General features: G+C 55.8%; 17 protein-coding genes. 14 read left to right on the forward strand and 3 right to left on the reverse strand.

Going from position 1 to position 17,287, the window contains the following annotated elements; translation table 11 throughout:
- Nucleotides 1–2 precede the first annotated feature (2 nt).
- The gene (locus M9920_08850; GenBank protein ID MCO5052398.1) at nt 3–1,355 is read right to left on the reverse strand and encodes an MFS transporter; all 1,353 of its coding nucleotides are present in this window, start codon (nt 1,353–1,355) and stop codon (nt 3–5) included.
- A gap of 264 nt (nt 1,356–1,619) precedes the next feature.
- Between M9920_08850 and M9920_08855 the strand changes: the two genes are divergently transcribed.
- The 6 genes from M9920_08855 (at nt 1,620) to M9920_08880 (ending at nt 10,694) form a co-directional block, all read left to right on the forward strand.
- Nucleotides 1,620–2,315 carry a response regulator transcription factor gene (locus tag M9920_08855; GenBank protein MCO5052399.1) on the forward strand — a complete coding sequence of 232 codons (696 nt, stop codon included), beginning with the start codon at nt 1,620–1,622 and terminating at the stop codon, nt 2,313–2,315.
- A 409-nt stretch (nt 2,316–2,724) separates the two neighbouring features.
- On the forward strand, nt 2,725–3,420 hold the full coding sequence (locus tag M9920_08860) for a response regulator transcription factor (GenBank protein ID MCO5052400.1): 696 nt from the start codon (nt 2,725–2,727) through the stop codon (nt 3,418–3,420).
- A gap of 167 nt (nt 3,421–3,587) precedes the next feature.
- The gene (gene dnaB, locus M9920_08865) at nt 3,588–5,048 is read left to right on the forward strand and encodes a replicative DNA helicase (GenBank protein ID MCO5052401.1); all 1,461 of its coding nucleotides are present in this window, start codon (nt 3,588–3,590) and stop codon (nt 5,046–5,048) included.
- A 58-nt stretch (nt 5,049–5,106) separates the two neighbouring features.
- Entirely contained in the window at nt 5,107–7,596 is a 2,490-nt protein-coding gene (gene bamA / locus M9920_08870) for an outer membrane protein assembly factor BamA (protein MCO5052402.1), read from the forward strand.
- Between the two features lie 2 nt (nt 7,597–7,598).
- Nucleotides 7,599–10,007 carry an SBBP repeat-containing protein gene (locus M9920_08875; GenBank protein MCO5052403.1) on the forward strand — a complete coding sequence of 803 codons (2,409 nt, stop codon included), beginning with the start codon at nt 7,599–7,601 and terminating at the stop codon, nt 10,005–10,007.
- A 96-nt stretch (nt 10,008–10,103) separates the two neighbouring features.
- Nucleotides 10,104–10,694 carry an OmpH family outer membrane protein gene (locus M9920_08880; GenBank protein MCO5052404.1) on the forward strand — a complete coding sequence of 197 codons (591 nt, stop codon included), beginning with the start codon at nt 10,104–10,106 and terminating at the stop codon, nt 10,692–10,694.
- A 6-nt stretch (nt 10,695–10,700) separates the two neighbouring features.
- Here the strand turns inward: M9920_08880 and M9920_08885 are convergent, their stop codons facing one another.
- Nucleotides 10,701–11,882: an aldo/keto reductase gene (locus M9920_08885; GenBank protein ID MCO5052405.1), complete on the reverse strand. Its 1,182-nt coding sequence runs from the start codon at nt 11,880–11,882 to the stop codon at nt 10,701–10,703.
- Nucleotides 11,883–12,002: 120 nt separating this feature from the next.
- The gene (locus tag M9920_08890; GenBank protein MCO5052406.1) at nt 12,003–12,899 is read right to left on the reverse strand and encodes a sugar phosphate nucleotidyltransferase; all 897 of its coding nucleotides are present in this window, start codon (nt 12,897–12,899) and stop codon (nt 12,003–12,005) included.
- Nucleotides 12,900–13,090: 191 nt separating this feature from the next.
- On the opposite strand from M9920_08890, the gene M9920_08895 reads away from it, so the two are divergent.
- From M9920_08895 to M9920_08930, 8 genes are all read left to right on the forward strand, one after another.
- Nucleotides 13,091–13,588 carry a hypothetical protein gene (locus M9920_08895; GenBank protein ID MCO5052407.1) on the forward strand — a complete coding sequence of 166 codons (498 nt, stop codon included), beginning with the start codon at nt 13,091–13,093 and terminating at the stop codon, nt 13,586–13,588.
- A 149-nt stretch (nt 13,589–13,737) separates the two neighbouring features.
- The gene (locus M9920_08900; GenBank protein ID MCO5052408.1) at nt 13,738–14,025 is read left to right on the forward strand and encodes an HU family DNA-binding protein; all 288 of its coding nucleotides are present in this window, start codon (nt 13,738–13,740) and stop codon (nt 14,023–14,025) included.
- A gap of 131 nt (nt 14,026–14,156) precedes the next feature.
- Nucleotides 14,157–14,426 (forward strand): hypothetical protein, encoded by a 270-nt coding sequence (locus tag M9920_08905; protein ID MCO5052409.1) that lies wholly within the window; start codon nt 14,157–14,159, stop codon nt 14,424–14,426.
- Nucleotides 14,427–14,429: 3 nt separating this feature from the next.
- Nucleotides 14,430–14,819: an NADH-quinone oxidoreductase subunit A gene (locus M9920_08910; GenBank protein ID MCO5052410.1), complete on the forward strand. Its 390-nt coding sequence runs from the start codon at nt 14,430–14,432 to the stop codon at nt 14,817–14,819.
- A gap of 29 nt (nt 14,820–14,848) precedes the next feature.
- Nucleotides 14,849–15,457, forward strand: coding sequence for an NADH-quinone oxidoreductase subunit B (locus M9920_08915; protein MCO5052411.1), 609 nt, complete (start codon nt 14,849–14,851; stop codon nt 15,455–15,457).
- A gap of 217 nt (nt 15,458–15,674) precedes the next feature.
- Nucleotides 15,675–16,154, forward strand: coding sequence for a zinc-ribbon domain-containing protein (locus tag M9920_08920; GenBank protein MCO5052412.1), 480 nt, complete (start codon nt 15,675–15,677; stop codon nt 16,152–16,154).
- Nucleotides 16,155–16,183: 29 nt separating this feature from the next.
- Entirely contained in the window at nt 16,184–16,648 is a 465-nt protein-coding gene (locus M9920_08925; GenBank protein MCO5052413.1) for a hypothetical protein, read from the forward strand.
- Nucleotides 16,626–17,261 (forward strand): NADH-quinone oxidoreductase subunit C, encoded by a 636-nt coding sequence (locus M9920_08930; protein ID MCO5052414.1) that lies wholly within the window; start codon nt 16,626–16,628, stop codon nt 17,259–17,261. Before M9920_08925 ends, M9920_08930 begins: the two co-directional genes overlap by 23 nt.
- Nucleotides 17,262–17,287 lie beyond the last annotated feature (26 nt).

Genomic DNA, 17,287 nt, shown 5'->3' on the forward strand with positions numbered 1-17,287 from the left:
GGTCAGGTTTTGGCCCGAGGTCGGAAGAGTCCGACAAACAACAACAGAATAACCCCGGCAAAAATAGCGGGAGCGCCCCACAGAGTCTTCCAGGCAATGGATTGAAGTTCGGTTTTGCGGGCCGCGGTCATTTCTTCCGAAACTGTTTTCAAGCTGACCTCCAGGGCGGGTTTATCAGCCGGCGATGCCTTGGCAATTTCTTCGTTGAGGCGACTGACCTCAGCCGCCTTGGCCGTCACGATTTGAGCAGCCGCCTTGGAGGATTCGGGAGTATTGGCCGCTTCGATGCGCCCGGCAATCTGCGCTCCAATCATCATTCCCAAACCGAGCGTGAACAAAACCAACAAGCCCTGCGCCTGGGCGCGGACTTGTTTGGGGGCGGCCTGATCGGTGTAAATCTGACCCGTGACGAAAAAGAAGTCGTAACAAACTCCATGGAGCACAATGCCCATGATGATCATCCAGCGGACTTCGTCGGCGGCGCCAAACGCGAATAGAGCGTAACGAGCCACCCACGCCAGCATTCCGACCGCCAGCATCCACTTGACGCCCAGCCGCATGAAGAAAAGCGGCATGACCAGCATGAAGAAGATTTCGGACATTTGACCGTAGCTCATGGTCTGGCCAATGGGTAATCCGGTCATTTCCACGATGCGGCTGGTGATTTGATAGTAGAAGGCCAGCGGAATGCAAATCAAGGTCGAGGCGATAAGAAAGACCAGGTACGACCGGTTCTTCAGCATGACCAACGCGTCCAACCCAAGAATCTGCCGCACACTAACCGGACCGGTGGTCGTCGGAGGTGTGTTCGGTAACAGGAAGCTAAACAACCCCAGCGCCACCCCCGCACCGACAGTCAGATAAAACATGCCGATATTGGTGTCGAAACTCAGACCGGTTATCGCCAGGCCCGCAATGATCCAACCAATCGTGCCCAGCACCCGGATGCCCGGAAATTCCTTTTCGGGATTGGTCATGCACTTCATCGCGATTGTATTGGTCAACGCCAGCGTCGGGAAGTAGGTCAGCATGTGGGCAAAAAACAGTAGATTGATCGTGCCCGGCGATGGCTGGGCTGATTTCATTACGGTGGTGGCCGCAAACATTGCGGCCGCACCAAGCAGGTGCATGAACCCGAGCACCTTTTGCGCGGCAAAGAAACGGTCGGCAATCATGCCCACGAAGAAGGGGGCGATGATGCCCGCGATCGGCCCCACCGAATACATGGTGGCAAAGTGTTCGGCTTTGAAACCGATGGTCGCCAGATAGTTCGGGCCGGTGACGTACCACGCTCCCCAAACAAAGAATTGGAGAAACATCATCACCGAAAGTTGAAGGCGTATGGAAAACTTCATGGTGTCGCCAGAATAAGAAGAGCGCCTGCCGACGGCAAGTGGTGAAGTAAACGAAATTGGCGATTTCCGTCCGGTCCAATCCGGGGGCATGGCCGCCGGTGGCGCTGTCTTGATTTATCGGCGCGCTGTCCGCGAGCAGGACAGTTTGCCGTGAGGCGAGGAGCGGTTTCCGGAGATATCCTCGATTTCCTCTGGGGCATATTGTTGGCTTCTAACTTGCGTCGTTGCGACCCAAAGTCAGGAGACTGCTGGATTTTTTGGTGAATGATGCAAACTAAAGACGCGAAGCCTACGGAGCCAAACGACACGAGGAAAAGAATTTTGCTGGTGGACGACCATGCGGTAGTCCGCTTCGGCATTGCGCAATTGATCAATCGACAGGCGGACTTGGTCGTGTGCGGCGAACAGGAAGATGCCCGAAGAGGGCTGGACGCCATCATGCAACTCAAACCCGATTTGGTCGTGGCGGATCTGTCGCTCCGGGATAGCAGCGGGCTGGAGCTGATTCGCAACGTCAAAGCGCAATATCCCGGCCTGCCCATCCTCGTCGTCAGCGTGCATGACGAATCCATTTATGCCGAAATCGCTTTTCGCGCCGGCGCCCTCGGCTACTTGATGAAGCAGGAGGCCCTGGAAAAAATTATTCTCGCCATCCGGCGCGTTCTAAATGGCAACGTTTACGTCAGTGATTCCCTCGCCGCCAAAATGCTCCAGCAACAGGTTCGTGGCAATACTGACATCCAGCAGCCCGCCATCAAATCCCTTAGCGATCGGGAGGTGGAAGTGTTCCACCTGATCGGGCAATGGAAGAAGACCAAGGAAATTGCCGGCGAATTGCATCTCAGCGTTAAAACGGTGGAGTATTACCGCGAGCAGATTAAGCGTAAACTGAATCTGCGGGACGCGGCGGAACTGACGCAGTACGCCACCGCCTGGGTCCAACGCGAAGTGCCCGCATAATCCACAATTTGGTCGGTTGGTTGGTTCGAGGTTTCCCTCATCCGAGTTCGTTTCGGATGAGGGTTTTTCTTTGTTCCCCGGGATGGCCCGGAGGCGCCACTGGGGGATTCATCCGTGAACGCAGGGCAGACTCATCCTGGTTGAGCGGTGTCGCCTTCCGGATTATGGGTTTTTCGTCAATCCGACATCCGGATTGGAAACAAGGAACATATCAAATGCACGATCCCCATGGGTGGTTGATCCAACTCGCAATTGTCCAAGCGGCTTATCTGGCCGTGGTGATTTGGGGAATGCGTACGATGCAAAGAAAATTAACCCGGCTGCGAGTCAACCGCGATGGAGTGCGCCGTTTGGACCAACCCAGTTGGTGTGGCTCCAACCGCCAAATCCGGAAGAATATCTGAAATTTATGAGCGTAAACATTCGCCTGCTGATCGTGGACGACCATCCCGTGGTGCGCCAGGGCATCCGCCTGGCTTTGATGAGTAGCCCACGCATCCAAATCGTTGGGGAAGGCCGGAACGGACGTGAAGCATTGGCCCTGGCTCAACAATTAAAGCCGGACGTGGTGTTGATGGATCTGGACCTGCCGGAAATGAGCGGCTTGATGGCGGTTGATTTATTACATCGCGAACAACCCCATCTCAGAGTCCTCGTCTTTTCCAGCTATTCAAAACCCGATTACGTGATGCGGATTATTCGCAGTGGTGTGCGCGGATTTCTCCTGAAAGAAGCCGCGCTCGAAGAGGTCGTCCAAGCCATCGAGGCCATCCACGCCGGCGCGTCGTATTTCAGCCCGGACGTGGCGCGCGCCACCTTGAATCGCGTGGTGCAAGGGGTTGAAAAGCGCGATGCTTCACTGGTCTGTTTGACCAATCGCGAATGCGAGGTGCTGCTTTATATCGCCGAGGGTTTCAGCAACAAGGAGATCGCCAGTCAGTTGGGCATCGGCGTTCGCACGGTGGAAACCCATCGGGAACGTATCATGCGCAAGCTGGATATCCACAGCATCGCCGGCTTGACGCGTTTTGCGATTTCGCAAGGCATGGTTTCACTTGTTTCCACTCCGTTAAGCCCAGCCCTCGCGCAATTCCACGCCGCTTGACTCGGGCGGCGTTCCTTCGAGGTCGAACCCGCGCGGCCGCTCCCGCGTCTGCAACCCGGATCAAACGTGGTTTTTCGGCAGCTTCATCCGGCGCGGGCCGGCGGCGAATAATTTGTGAGAAAGAAATCTTTGCGTGAATCGGCGGAATGGGTTCCCATAACGCTGGCATGATTGATTCATTCTCCGACACCCCTCAACCTGCGGGAGATTTCAAGAAGTCACGACGGCGCCGCGCTTTACCAAAGGAAACCGCGCGGTTGGATCGTCTGCCGCCTCATGCCGACAGCGCCGAACAAGGCGTTCTCGGTTGCGCGTTGCTGGACCCGAACACCTGTCTGCCACTTTGCGTCGAGAAACTTCAAGTCGGCCCCAAGGCCTTCTACGACCTGCGCCATCAAACGATCTATGAAACACTGTTGGAAATGTTCGACCGGCGCGAGACGATTGACCTCATCACGGTGCAGCAACGGCTGAAAGATCGCGGTTCGCTGGATCAGATTGGTGGGATTGCCTATCTCAATGAGCTGCAAGATGCCGTTCCGTCCACGGCCAATCTGGGGCATTACACCGAGATCGTGGAGGAAAAATTCCTGCTCCGCGGGCTGATTCAGGTCTGCACTGAAACCGTGGGAAAAATCCACGAGCATGACGGGGAGTTGAACGCGCTGCTGGATGAAGTGGAACGCGATATTCTGCGCGTCGGCCAGAATCGCGCCGGCGGCGCCACCAAACCCATGCAGCAACTCGTCACCAAGGCCATTGATAACGTGGAGACTTTTTTTCAACGCCAGGGCCAACTGGTGGGGTTGGCCACCGGCTTTCCCGATTTGGACCGGATGACCGATGGATTGCACGGCGGTGAAATGGTGGTGATCGCGGCGCGACCGAGCATGGGGAAAACCAGTCTCGCCATGAATATCGCCGCGCATATCGCCATCCAGCAGAAGTTTCCGGTGGGCGTCTTCAGTCTGGAAATGACGGCTGAATCCCTGGTGCTGCGCATGTTGTGCTCCAATGCGCGGGTGAACTTGCGCAACATCCGGGAGGGGTTCATGAGCGAATCGGATTTTGCCGAGATTGCGCGCGCGGCGGGGGAGATGTCCCAGGCCCCGTTGCACATTGATGACACCCCGGGACTCTCGGTATTTCAGTTGCGCACCCGGGCCCGCCGGATGTGGCAACAGCATGGCATCAAGCTTTTTGTGATTGATTATCTGCAGTTGCTTAATTCTACTTCGCGCCGGGCACAGGATAATCGGCAGCAGGAAATTGCCGAAATTTCCAGCGGCATCAAAGCGCTGGCCAAGGAATTGAATGTGCCGGTGATTGTGCTCGCGCAGTTGAATCGGGATGTGGAAAAGGACAAGTCCCGGAAGCCGCGCATGTCCGATCTACGCGAGTCGGGCAGCATCGAGCAGGACGCGGATCTTGTCGGCCTGCTCTACAAGCCCAACAGCGAGGATGACGAGGCGGTGCGGACGGAAGAGAGTTTTGATGGCATTCCGGTCAATTTGTTGATTGCCAAGCAACGCAATGGACCAACCGGCGACGTGCCTTTGACGTTTTTGAAACAGTACACGCGATTTGAAAGCGCAGCGAAAGTTAGCGAAGAGGATCTACCTGAATAAAGCCGCTCTGATCCGGGCGGCGCTGCGGATTTGCCTCCTGGCCGTGTGCTGGAGTTGGATGATTCACGCAACGGCCCAGGACGCGGCGGATTTACCCAAGATTTCCCGCATTGATATCAAGTTCGCCGGGCCGGCCAACATCAGCGAAGCCATTATCCGCGCCAACCTTCGTTCGCGCGTTGGCGAGCCTTATCGTCCCATCACCGTGGACGACGACATCCGGAATCTTTACAAGACCGATTTAATTTACGACGTCCGCGTGACGCGGGAGAAAGCCGAGGACGGTGGCGTAATCATCACTTACGTGGTGCAGGCCAACCCACGGCTGGCAGAAATCAAACTGGTCGGAAATGCCAAACTGAAAGATGCGGCCATCCGAAAGAAAATCACCTCGAAGATCGGCGAAGCGCTGGACGAACGAAAATTGTTCACGGATTCGCGCGCCGTTCAGGAGCTGTACCAGAAAAAAGGCTATCCGCAGACCGACGTCAAATACGTGCTGGATATTGACGAGGCTTCCGGTCGCGGCACCGCCACCTTCGAAATCAAGGAGAGTCCGAAAATCAAAATCAGCGACGTGGAGTTCGTCGGTGCGGAAAAGTTCTCGCAGTCGAAGCTGCGGAAAGTTCTGAAGGGCACGCGGCGACATTGGCTGTTCTCCTGGATCACCCGGAATGGCTTCTTTCGGGATGAAAAATTCGACGACGACAAAGAGCTGTTGAAAGATTTCTATCGGGGTGAGGGCTATCTCGATTTTGATCTGCAGAGCGTTGAATTTGTCAGCGTAAAAACCAACAGCATGACGTTGCGGCTCCACGTTTTCGAGGGTCGCCAATATCGGCTAGGCTCGGTGACTTTTGCCGGCACGACCATGTTGCCGACCAATGCGATCAGTCCGGATTTTCACGCCGGGCGCGCGCCCAAAGACGCCGCCGAATTCCGCAACTGGGGCGAGGCAAACGCCCTGCATCAGGACTTCAAAATGAAGCCCGGAGACGTGTTCACCTTCAAAGGCATGGGGCAGGATGCGCAGGCGATTGAAAATTTCTACGATGCGCGCGGTCACATAGACGTCGCTCGGGGAGGCAATCTAAAAACGCGTCGCGTTCCCAATGTCGAAACCGGCACGATGGATTTGCAGTATCAGATCGAGGAAGGTCAAAAATCCTACGTGGAAAAAATCATCATCCGTGGGAACACAAAAACCAAGGACAAGGTGATCCGGCGGGAACTCGCGATTTCGCCCGGGGAAACCTTCGATATGACGCGCGTGCGCCTCAGTCAGCAGCGGCTGCAAAACCTCGAGTACTTCAGCAAAGTGGATGCGCGACCGGAAGACACCGACGTGCCCAATCGGAAAAACCTTTTGGTCAGCGTGGAAGAGCAGCGCACCGGCAAACTGACGTTCGGCGCGGGATTCAGTTCCATTGATTCCTTTGTCGCCTTCACCGAAGTGACGCAGGGTAACTTTGATCTGTTCCATCCGCCGACCTTCACCGGCGGCGGCCAGAAATTCCGGCTGCAATTGCAAGCGGGCACGCGCCGCCAGGACTACGTGTTGTCGCTGACCGAACCGTGGTTTTTGAATCGTCGGCTGCAATTCGGCACCGAGCTGTATTATCGGCGCGCTGATTATCAAAGTCTCGACAACCTCTACGACGAAGTGCGCGGCGGCTTGCGGTTGAGTTTGAGCAAAGCCCTGCCGCGGCCTCTGTTGCTGGATGAAATTTTCGGTCCGGGCGATTTGATCGGCGGCGTTTATTACAACGTCGAGAACACCGGCATTCTCCTGGAGAACGGGATTCACGATGATCGCCTCGTGACGGTACCGGGACAACCGTGGCCGATTCAGGACGGACACAACGCGCCTTACGCCATCGTGCGCGAGGGAGGTTATTCGGTGCTGACGCGCGTGGGCGCGAGCCTGGCGTATGATACGCGCAATGCCGTGCGTTTGCCCAATGGCGGCCAACGCACCGAATTGCGCGCGGAAGTCACCACGAGCGCACTGGGAGGCGAAAAAGATTTCTATAAACTGGAATTGCAATCCATGTGGTTTTTTCCCGGCCTGGCCAAAGGTCACGTATTGGAGGTCGGCGCTCGAAGCGGGGTGACGGATGGATTCCGTGGCGATAGCGTTCCGTTTTACGAACGCTATTACCTGGGCGGTCTCTATTCGCTGCGCGGTTTCCGGTATCGGGCGATCAGCCCGCGCGAATTCAACGCGCAGACGGGGAGCTACTTCAACGAGCCGATCGGTGGCAACTCGTTCTGGTTCGGTTCGGTGGAATACAGCGTTCCATTGATTGATACGGAAAGCGGCGCCGGGGTTCGACTGGCGGCGTTTTACGACATCGGCAGTGTGGGGGCGAACGCGTACAGCTTTAATGCGGGCGATTATAGCGACAACTGGGGTTTCGGCATCCGGCTGAACATTCCGCAACTTGGTCCGCTGCGCCTCGACTACGGCATACCGATTCATCACGATTCATTCAGTAATGGCCGCGGGCGAATCCAATTCGGCGTCGGCTGGCAACGTCCTTTCTAACCATGAGAACGCACAGACCTTTTCAAGGTGGGAATGGCGCGCGAATCCTAAACCGCTTGGCGCTTTGCCTCGGCTTGGTGGGTGGGCTTGTTGGCTCAACCGTCTGCCCGGCCACGATCGCGGAACGCCTGGCGCGCAATGTGAATATGCGCCCGTTGACGTTTGAACAAAATCTGGGGCAGTACCCGGGCGCGGCGAACTTCGTGGCGCGCGGGCCGCATTACCAATTGACGCTCGCGCCGACGGAACTAACGGTCACCGTGTTTCGTTCACCGCCGCCGGCCTCGGAGCGAAACCTCGCCACTCGTCACCAGGCGTCTTCAACGCCGGTGCGTTTCGAGACGCTTGCGGTTGAATTGCTCAGCGCCAATCCACGCGCGACCATTGCCGGCGAAGGCGAACTGGCCGGACGCGCGAATTATTTGGTGGGCGACGATCCGGCGCAATGGCGCACGGGCGTACCGTTTTATGAACGCGTCCGGGTGAAGGAGGTTTATCCCGGCATCAACCTCGTTCATTACGGCAATCAAAACCAGTTGGAGTACGATTTTGAAGTGCAGCCCGGTGCGGACCCCGAATTGATCCGTCTGGCCTTTCGCGGGGTCAGCGAACTGCATCATGACGCCGCGACGGGCGAATTGGTTTTCAAGCTGGGCGAGGCGGAATTGCGTCAACCCAAGCCTGTCGTCTATCAAAATGGTCCCCGAGCGCGAACGCTCGTATCGGGCGATTACGTGGTTGAAACCAACAACATCGTTCGGTTTGACCTTGGCGCGTATGATCGCACGCAACCGCTGATCATTGATCCGCTGGTCAGCTACGCCCGCACTTGGGGCGGCTCCAGTGACGATGTCTTTTGGGCGGTCGCCTTGGATTCGCAGGGTAACATCTACGTCGCCGGCGAAACCATGAGTCTGGGGTTGGCCTCCGCCGGCGCGGCGCAAACCAATCTGGCCGGTGCGCTGTTCGGACACGGCGACGTGCTGGTGGCCAAGATGGACAATCGTTTTCAGGCGACGAATTATATCACTTACATCGGTGGGGCCGCGTATGAGGCGGCATTTGATCTCGCGGTGGATGCGGCAGGGAACGCTTACGTGACTGGTTACACGGGTTCGACCAATTTCCCGGTCGTGAACGCGCTGCAACCGGAAATTGGCGGTCGGGTTACGCCAGGTTTTGCCACGCCGCCACTCGATGCGTTTGTCACCAAGATTTCCGCTTCCGGCAGCAACCTGCTTTTCTCCACCTTCCTCGGCGGTCGATCGGATGATGTCGGATTGGGAATCGCGCTGGACAGCGCAACCAATATCTACGTCGTGGGCCAGACGCTCTCGACCAACTTCCCCACGGCGAACACGACGAACACCTCGGCGAGCGGTTTCGAGGATGCCTTCGTTGTCAAACTGGCGGCGAGCGGCACCAACTTGCTTTACGCGCGTTACCTCGGCGGCACCGGACATGATTACGCCCGCGGCGTTGCCGTGAGCAGTTCGGACGATCCGGTGGTGGTGGGTTATACCACATCGAGCGATTTTCCGATTACGACCAACGCGCTGCAAACCGCACTGAACAACATCACCAATACCGCCACGGCGGCTGAGGACGCGTTCATCTGCCAGTTGGAGGCGGACACGGGTGCAGTCCAGTACGCGACTTATCTGGGGGGTGCGGGCAATGACGAAGCCTTTCGGCTGGCTTTGGATTCATCCAACCGGGTTTATGTTGTCGGGCAGACGTGGTCGCATGACTTCCCGCGCACGAGCACCAATTTCCCGTCAGCGGTGCTGGACAAAAATTCGAGCTTGGCGGATGCGTTTGTGACCCGGTTCGCGTTGGGCGCGACCAACTGGGATTATTCCGTGGTGTTTGGCGGTGCTGGCGCCGAAGTGGCTTGGGGCATCGCGGTGGATGCCATGGGCCGGGCCTCCGTGGCGGGCGAAACGAGTTCCAGTGATTTTCCAACCAACCAAACCGCCGTTGTGGATATTGACGGCTACAAGGTGGGGGGAGTGGACGCTTTCATCGCCCAACTGAACGCGGCGGGGGATGATTTCATTTATTCGGGTTATATTGGCAGTCTCAGTGATGACCTGGCGCGCGGTGCGGCGGTGGACCGTGCGGGCAATGTTTACTACTGCGGCGAAACCGCCGGTGGCGGGAACAAGAATGGATTCATCGTCAAGGTGCTGGCCGATGAGTTGCCCGAACTGAGCGCAAACTTGAGCCAGACCAATTTCGACCTGACTTGGAGCGGTTTATTTCCTGAGCTAAGGGTGCAAACCACCACCGACCTGGCCAGCAGCAACAGTTGGGTGAATCTGGGCCAGACCGCGACGTTGACCAACTTCCAAAGTCAGATAAGCGTGCCGGCCACCAATCCGGCGCAATACTTTCGACTGCGCCGCTAAGCGTGATTCTGAACGCGCCTCCGGCCGGACTGTCCCTATTGTATGACCGAGCGAAAAGAGATTGGCGGAGGGCGACAATTCTGCTTCCCTATTGGGATGAATAAACTGTTTCGAGTTGTTCTGGTGAGCGGAATCCTGAGCCTGATCGGCGCCCAAGCGGTCGTCGCGCAAGGGCGGATGGCCACCGTGAATTTGGTCGAAGTGTTCGACAACTACTGGAAGACCAAACAAGCCAAGCTGGCGTTGGCTGACAGTAAGAACGACGTCAAAAAGGAAATTGAGTCCATGCAGGACGCTCACCGAAAATTGGTGCAGGGATACCAGAAAGCCGTCACGGATGCGAACGATCAAGCCGTCTCGAACGAGGAGCGGGAGCGGCGCAAAAAAGCGCTGGAACCGAAATTGAAGGAAGTCCGTGACAGCGAGGAAACGCTGAAACAGGTGGTTGGCAGTCGCGAGGCGGAGTTGAAGGTGAAGACCGATCGCATGATGGAAGACGTCATCAAAGACATCAAAACCGTCATCGCGACCAAGGCCAAAACCGCCGGTTATTCTTTTGTGCTGGATAGTTCGGCGCGCTCGGTTTCCTCGGCGGAAGTGTTTCTGTTTAACGCGGGCGACTTCGATCTCACCAAACCGGTGATTGATGAACTCAACGTCACGGCACCGCCGGACGCCCAGCGGTAAGCCGCGTCAGCTCTGACTCAATCGCTTGGCCGGGGCTTCGTAAAGCAACTGATGCGCTGCCATTAAAATTCCCGGAATGCGCCCGGCGAACGGACTTTTTTTCAGTGCCGACGCCAAATCCAACTGCGCAACTTTGGCGGCATTTTCACCGGGATTCCAATGATCCGCCTGCCCGAGCAGGTTGTAGCGCATTTTGCCCCACGCCACCAAATCCAGCGACTTGGCGTAGGTCCAGAAGCGGAGGATTTCACCGACGTTGATGTTTCCCGGCACTTCCGTGTAATCGGGCAACCCTTCAAACCAGCGGGCGCACCAATCCTCGCCCAAAACGCGACGCATCTCCGCGCGCAACCGTTGTTCAATGGGCGCGATGACCTCGGCCGCGCGCTCATAATGCGCCAGGGCCGCAACGTGAGCCTCAAAGTCTGACGGTTGCGCCACACCGCAACTCAGCGTATGCACTTCGGGCCGCGCGAGGCAGAACAAATCATTGAAGGCCATCGGAGTCAGCGGCGCGCACAACCGCGCCATTTTTTCCGACGGTTCATATAGCTTTCCGCCTTTATCGTTGGGACTGATGATGAACACCCCCATGTCGTGGGCGTGCGCCGCTTCCACGCATGACCAGGTCAGCTCGTTGACGAAATACCAATGCAGGTTGAGGTAATCAAATTCGCCGGTATTGATTACTTCGTGGATCAGTGCGGGAACGGCGTGCGTGCTGAAACCAATGAAGCGGCAACGGCCTTCCCGTTGCAGTTGGCGCATGACGCTTAGCGCACCGTCTTTCCGTAGCGACCAGTCGAGCAACTGCCGATTGTTGAGTCCGTGCAGGCTGAGCAGGTCCACGTAATCCAAACCCAGATTCTGTAGCGAAGTTTCAAACAGTTGCCGAAAGGTTTTGCCCTTGGCCTGCGGCGCGATTTTGGTTTGAACGATGATTTGGTCGCGCGGCAATTGCGGCAAAATCTGGCCCAGTTGCAGTTCCGAGGTGCCGTAGCCGCGCGCGGTTTCAAAGTGATTGACTCCCAGCTCCCACGCGCGTTGCACGCACGCCTCCAGATTTGCTTGCTGGGCGGTCGGGATTTCCTTCAACTTCGCGTCGCGCCAGCGGAATTGATAACGCATGCCGCCGCAGGAAATCACCGGCAACTGCAACTCCGTCCGTCCAAAACGACGATACTTCATGTCTCAAGGCTGCAACGCGGCGCGGTGGACGCCAACAAGTTTCAGTCGTTGGTGTCGTTTTTTAATTGGAGAAGGAGCAGCGCGCTGCAGTGCAATGGGCTGATTTCTGACGTGGCAAAATCAGGTCCAGAGCTTTTCGGGATACAAGCCTTGCTCGACTAATTTGCGAATGTCGGCAACGACCCGCGGACGATCTTCCCGATAAGTAACGCCAAACCACGAAGCCGTGGATCGCAGGACTCGACAACGCGCCTGGCCATTGCGGATGAGTTGGCCCACCGTCATGGGGATGTAACATTCCGTTTTTTCAGCCGTGCCGTTGACTTTGAGAAACTCGGTAAATTCCCGCTCCAAGTGTGGAAAGATGGCCGGAGTAAAACCCCACATGTTCATCGAGACCGGTTCGTCACCCGTGTATTTCGTCACCGTTCCGTCCGGAGCGGTGGATTTGGCGCCGGCACCGTCGCGTTCCACTTTGGTCAGTTCGATGATGTGCCGCAGATAATGGGCGGCGTCCACTTCGCAAACCCCGCGCGCTACGCTGCCAAAATCCGATAACGTGTTGCGGAGGATGAAGCCCACCATCGAATAATCAGCACTGCCGGATTGCAATTGGCGCGCGAGCACTTGGAACGAGTCCGCCCCGTAAAAATCGTCCGCGTTAATGGCCGCGAAAGGTTCATTGATCACCGGTGCCGCCATCAAAATTGCCTGCGTTGTTCCCCACGGTTTGGTGCGACCGGGCGGCACGCTGAAACCCGCGGGTAATTGGTGCAATTCCTGGAAAACGTATTCGACGGGAAGCCGGGATTCGAAGCGCGCGCCCACGATTTCTTTGAACTGAGCTTCCAAATCCTTGCGGATGACAAAAACGAGTTTGCCAAACCCGGCGCGCAAGGCGTCGAAGATCGAGTAGTCTATGATGGTTTCGCCATGCGGACCGACAGGATCAATTTGTTTAAGTCCACCGTAGCGACTGCCCATGCCGGCGGCGAGAACGAGAAGAGTAGGTTTCATCACAGTATGATTTTCTTGGTTGTTCGTTAAACGCGTCGAGAACACAGCTTAAACGGAGCCAGCCTGGATGAACAGTTTCAATTCCCGCCTGAGCTGATGGCGGAAAAGCGGCAGGTAAATTGCTCAAAACTCGGCGGTGGAGAATAACTTTCAAATGGCAATTCCGTGAAGGTCGGGCTAGGTTGCTGCGCATGAGCGAGTTGGAGCACAGATTACGAGTGTTGTTTGTGTGTACCCAAAACAAGGTACGCAGTCTGACCGCTGAACATTTGTACAGTGTCCGACCGGACCTGCGCGTGAAGTCCTGCGGAACGGCAAATTTTGCCGCCCGGCAGCTCACTCCGGAACTGATGCAATGGGCGGAGATCATTTTCGTTTTCGACCAATCTCAAATTGATGCCATTGATCAACGGTTCGATTTGGAAACTCTCGATAAACCGGTGATAAGCCTCGGCATGGCGGACATCTACAAATACAAGAGCGATGCCTTGGTGCTGAAGCTCATCACGAAATTGGACCCCTATCTCGGTCGCCCCAACGCGTCGAAACGTCCCCGACATTCCGTGCGGCGACTGGAAAAATTGCTGGCCGCCAAACAACCGGCGGAAGCCGCCGATACGGTGATGGAAAAATTTTTGACGGCGGTGGGCGTACGGCGCAAACGGTCGTTGTTGGTGAAATCCAACTAAGCGGACGCTTGACAAATCCCTCGGAAACTCTCCGGTTTCCTAACAAAAACTTCCAAAATCTTCTTGCGTGGCGGCGCCGAAAGCCTTTAATTCGCATCTGTCGAGTGACTTTTTAACACACAACTGAATCAAATTAACTAACCACGAATATGGCTAAAGCATTGTCCAAATCCCAAATCGCAGCCGAACTCGCCGAGCGAGCGGGTCTGAAAAAGAAACAGGCATCTGAGATCCTCGAAATCATCGCCGAGCTGGCCTACAAGAATGCCAAGAACTCTTTCACCTTGCCCGGCATCGGCAAACTGGTGCTCGTCAACCGCAAGGCACGTCAAGGTCGCAATCCGGCCACCGGCGAAACCATCCAGATTCCCGCGAAGAAGGTCGTCAAGTTCCGCGTCGCCAAAGCCTGTAAGGACGCGATCCTCGGCGCGAAATAAGCGCGCGGATTACCGCATTATTTTCCGTTCAGCCCTCTGGTTACCCGGAGGGCTTTTTCTTTTTCTTCAAAAAGCCATGATTTGTCGCTGCCATGCTTGACCCGGTTCCGTTGCCGAACTAGCCTTTTGACATGGCGAACAACGGCAAATCCACCCAAAAGAAAACCATCTTGGTGGGCGTGGGATTGGACTCCGATGGACACAAGCGCATCACCCAGGGACCCAACTTCGCCCTGATTGGCGGCTCCAAGACAACTCATGAGCAGATGACCGAAACGGCCATCAAAATTAACGAGAAACTCAAACAACGCGGGAAGCAGTTGGAGCGCATCAGTCGCGAGGAGTTCGATGACATCGCCCACGAGGTGGGGTTGAAACGACACGCCCCGGAAACGAATTGAGCCATGACGACCTCGCTGCCCAATACTGCCAACGATTATCTGCCGGTGTTGGGACTGTTGGTGGCGGCGGCAATTTTCGCATTCACGCCTTTATTGCTCGCGTGGTTGTGGGCCAGGTTCGTTTCACCGGGCAAACCGGGCGCGGACAAAAACGCCACCTATGAGTGTGGGTTGGAATCCAAGGGCGATGCGTGGGTTCATTTCAAGTCTGAGTATTACCTCTACGCCATCATTTTTCTGATCTTCGATGTCGAGGCCGTGTTCCTGTTGCCGTTTGCCGTGGCGTTTACGGGCCTGGGTCTGGGCGCCTTTTTATCGCTGCTGGTGTTTCTCTTTTTGCTGGTGGTTGGATTGCTCTGGGCTTGGAAGAAAGGCGTGCTGACGTGGAGGTAGACGTTATCAACCTTCGCAACGATTTCTCCATGGATGCCGGCCTCAAAAACGAATTGCAAAAGCAGGGCGTCTTCACGACCACGTTGGAAAGCCTGTACAACTGGGGCCGGCGCAACTCCATCTGGCCTTTGCAATTCGGGCTGGCCTGCTGTGCGATCGAAATGATCGCCACCACCATGGCGCGTTACGACCTCGCGCGGTTTGGCGCGGAAGTGTTCCGCCCGTCGCCGCGTCAGGCTGATTTGATGATCGTCGCCGGCACGGTCACCAAGAAAATGGCGCCCCAAGTGGTGCGGCTTTACAATCAGATGGCCGAACCGAAATACGTCATTGCGATGGGAGCGTGCGCGATTTCTGGCGGCCCGTTCAAGCAAGGCTACAACGTGCTCAAGGGCATTGATCGGTTTCTTCCCGTGGATGTGCATATCCCCGGCTGCCCGCCCCGACCGGAGGCATTGATTCACGCGTTCATGACGCTGCAGCAAAAAATCGCCAAACAGGAATTGACCGGTGCGAACCGCCCGCGCCATCTCGACGCGACGGCGGCGAGTGAATTTCCCGTGCCTCAATTCGGTGAACATGATCTCGTGCCGCCGAATAATCCGGGAGTTTGGAAAGCGCCGGTGATAGCCAGATAATTTTATTTAGCTGATGAAATCGCGGGATAAAATCTACAGTGACAAATACGACGACTATGTCGAACACCCGCGTTATGGTCGTCGTCCGCGCTATACGGGATTGAATCCCAGTCCCAACGATTGGAAGGTTCAACTTCACTTCAACGCCACGAATGTTCACGAGCTTCAAAAGCGCGTGGTTCGAGTCTGCGGCAAGAAATCAGGTTTTTTAGCTTCCTTGGAAAAAATCACCCCCAAAGAGCCGAAGCGCATCGCCAATACAGCAATCAAGGCTGAACCTGATTTGCAAAATCAACCGACAGTTCCAGTCACTCACTATTTTGACATGGAGCGGATTTGTCGAAACTGCCAAAAGCCATTCATATTTTTTGCCGAAGAGCAGAAGTATTGGTACGAGACGCTGAAATTTCCTTTGGCTTCTGATTGTGTCCGGTGCCCGAAGTGTCGGAAGACGGAAAGAGCTCTAGCGCGAACCCGCGCCACCTACGAACGACTCGCCGGAACCAAAAGCCGCGAGTGGCGGGATGACCTCAAGATGGCCGGTTGCGCTTTGATCCTTGTTGAAAATGGAGTTTTTGGAAATCGAGTGATTCAAACCGTTCGGAGACTGCTCAAAACGACTCCTGAATCGGATCGCGCGCAAAGTGATTATTTGGATTTGATGATGCGCGTGAAACAACTTGGGAAGAAAAATTGATTAGTGGAAATACTCGCAACAAATCAGTGATGAACAACTGGTCGTTACGACTAAAGGCTGTTTTCGATTGGCGGAAACTGATTTTTGTTTTTCCGCTTGTTACGCTTTGGAGCCTGCCCGTCACGCGTGCCGTGGCATTCATCGGGTATGCCGATGGGGTCTATGCTGCGGAACAAACCATCAACGCATCAAACGATGTTCGTTATGGGTTGGTGCTGCTGGCTACTTACTTGTTTTGCCTGTCAGTCGAGGTGGTGCTGTGCTGTTTGCTTGCCAGAAAGAGCGTTGTGGCGCTGTTGATTTTGCTTTCGATGCCGGTTTGGATTGCGATTCAAATCATCCGGTTCAAGCCGGAAGAAGTGATTGTCTTGATTCCTCCATTGAATGTTCTCTGGCCGCTCAAATGGAATGCACTCGCACTTCTGCTTGGTTTGAGTGTATTTGCTTTTCAACAATACAGAATTTTGAAACTTGGAAACGCTCGAACAACTTAAATCGCGCCTCGACGCCGCCGTGCCCGGCGCGACGCTGGAAATTATCGCGAACGATTCGCCGTCCGCGCAACATTCGTTGCTGGTGGATGCGTCGCATGGCCTGGCCGTCGCAAAATTTTTGCGCGCCGACGCGGAATTGAAACTGGATTACTGCTCGAACGTCACCGGCGTAGATTGGCCCGCCGCCGAACTAACTGAGAAGATCAAGGTCAAGAAAGTCGTGGACGGCGTGGAGAAGGAGGTCGAGGAAGTGAAGCAGACGCAACGTCCGGCTTATCTCGAAGCGGTCTATCATCTGTACTCGATGGAAAAGAAGCACGGGCCGGTCATCCTGCGGTTGCGGACGGAAGATCGTGACGAGAAAAATCATCTGCCGTCGCTCACGCCGATGTGGCGCAGTTGCGAATTTCAGGAGCGCGAGATTTTCGATTTGTTTGGTATCGTGTTTGATGGACATCCCGATCTGCGCCGCATTTTGATGTGGGATGGATTTAAGGATTTTCCGATGCGCAAAGATTACGTCGAGCCGGATGATTACGAATACGAGCCGACCCCACATGATGAAGTGCTGGTGAAGGCGCAAAAACATCAATTACCGGAGGCGCGTACATGATCGCGGCGACCGGACTCACCACGCCG

The organism is Verrucomicrobiia bacterium, assembly GCA_023953615.1.
In the GTDB taxonomy this organism is placed as follows: Bacteria; Verrucomicrobiota; Verrucomicrobiia; order Limisphaerales; family JADLHS01; genus JADLHS01.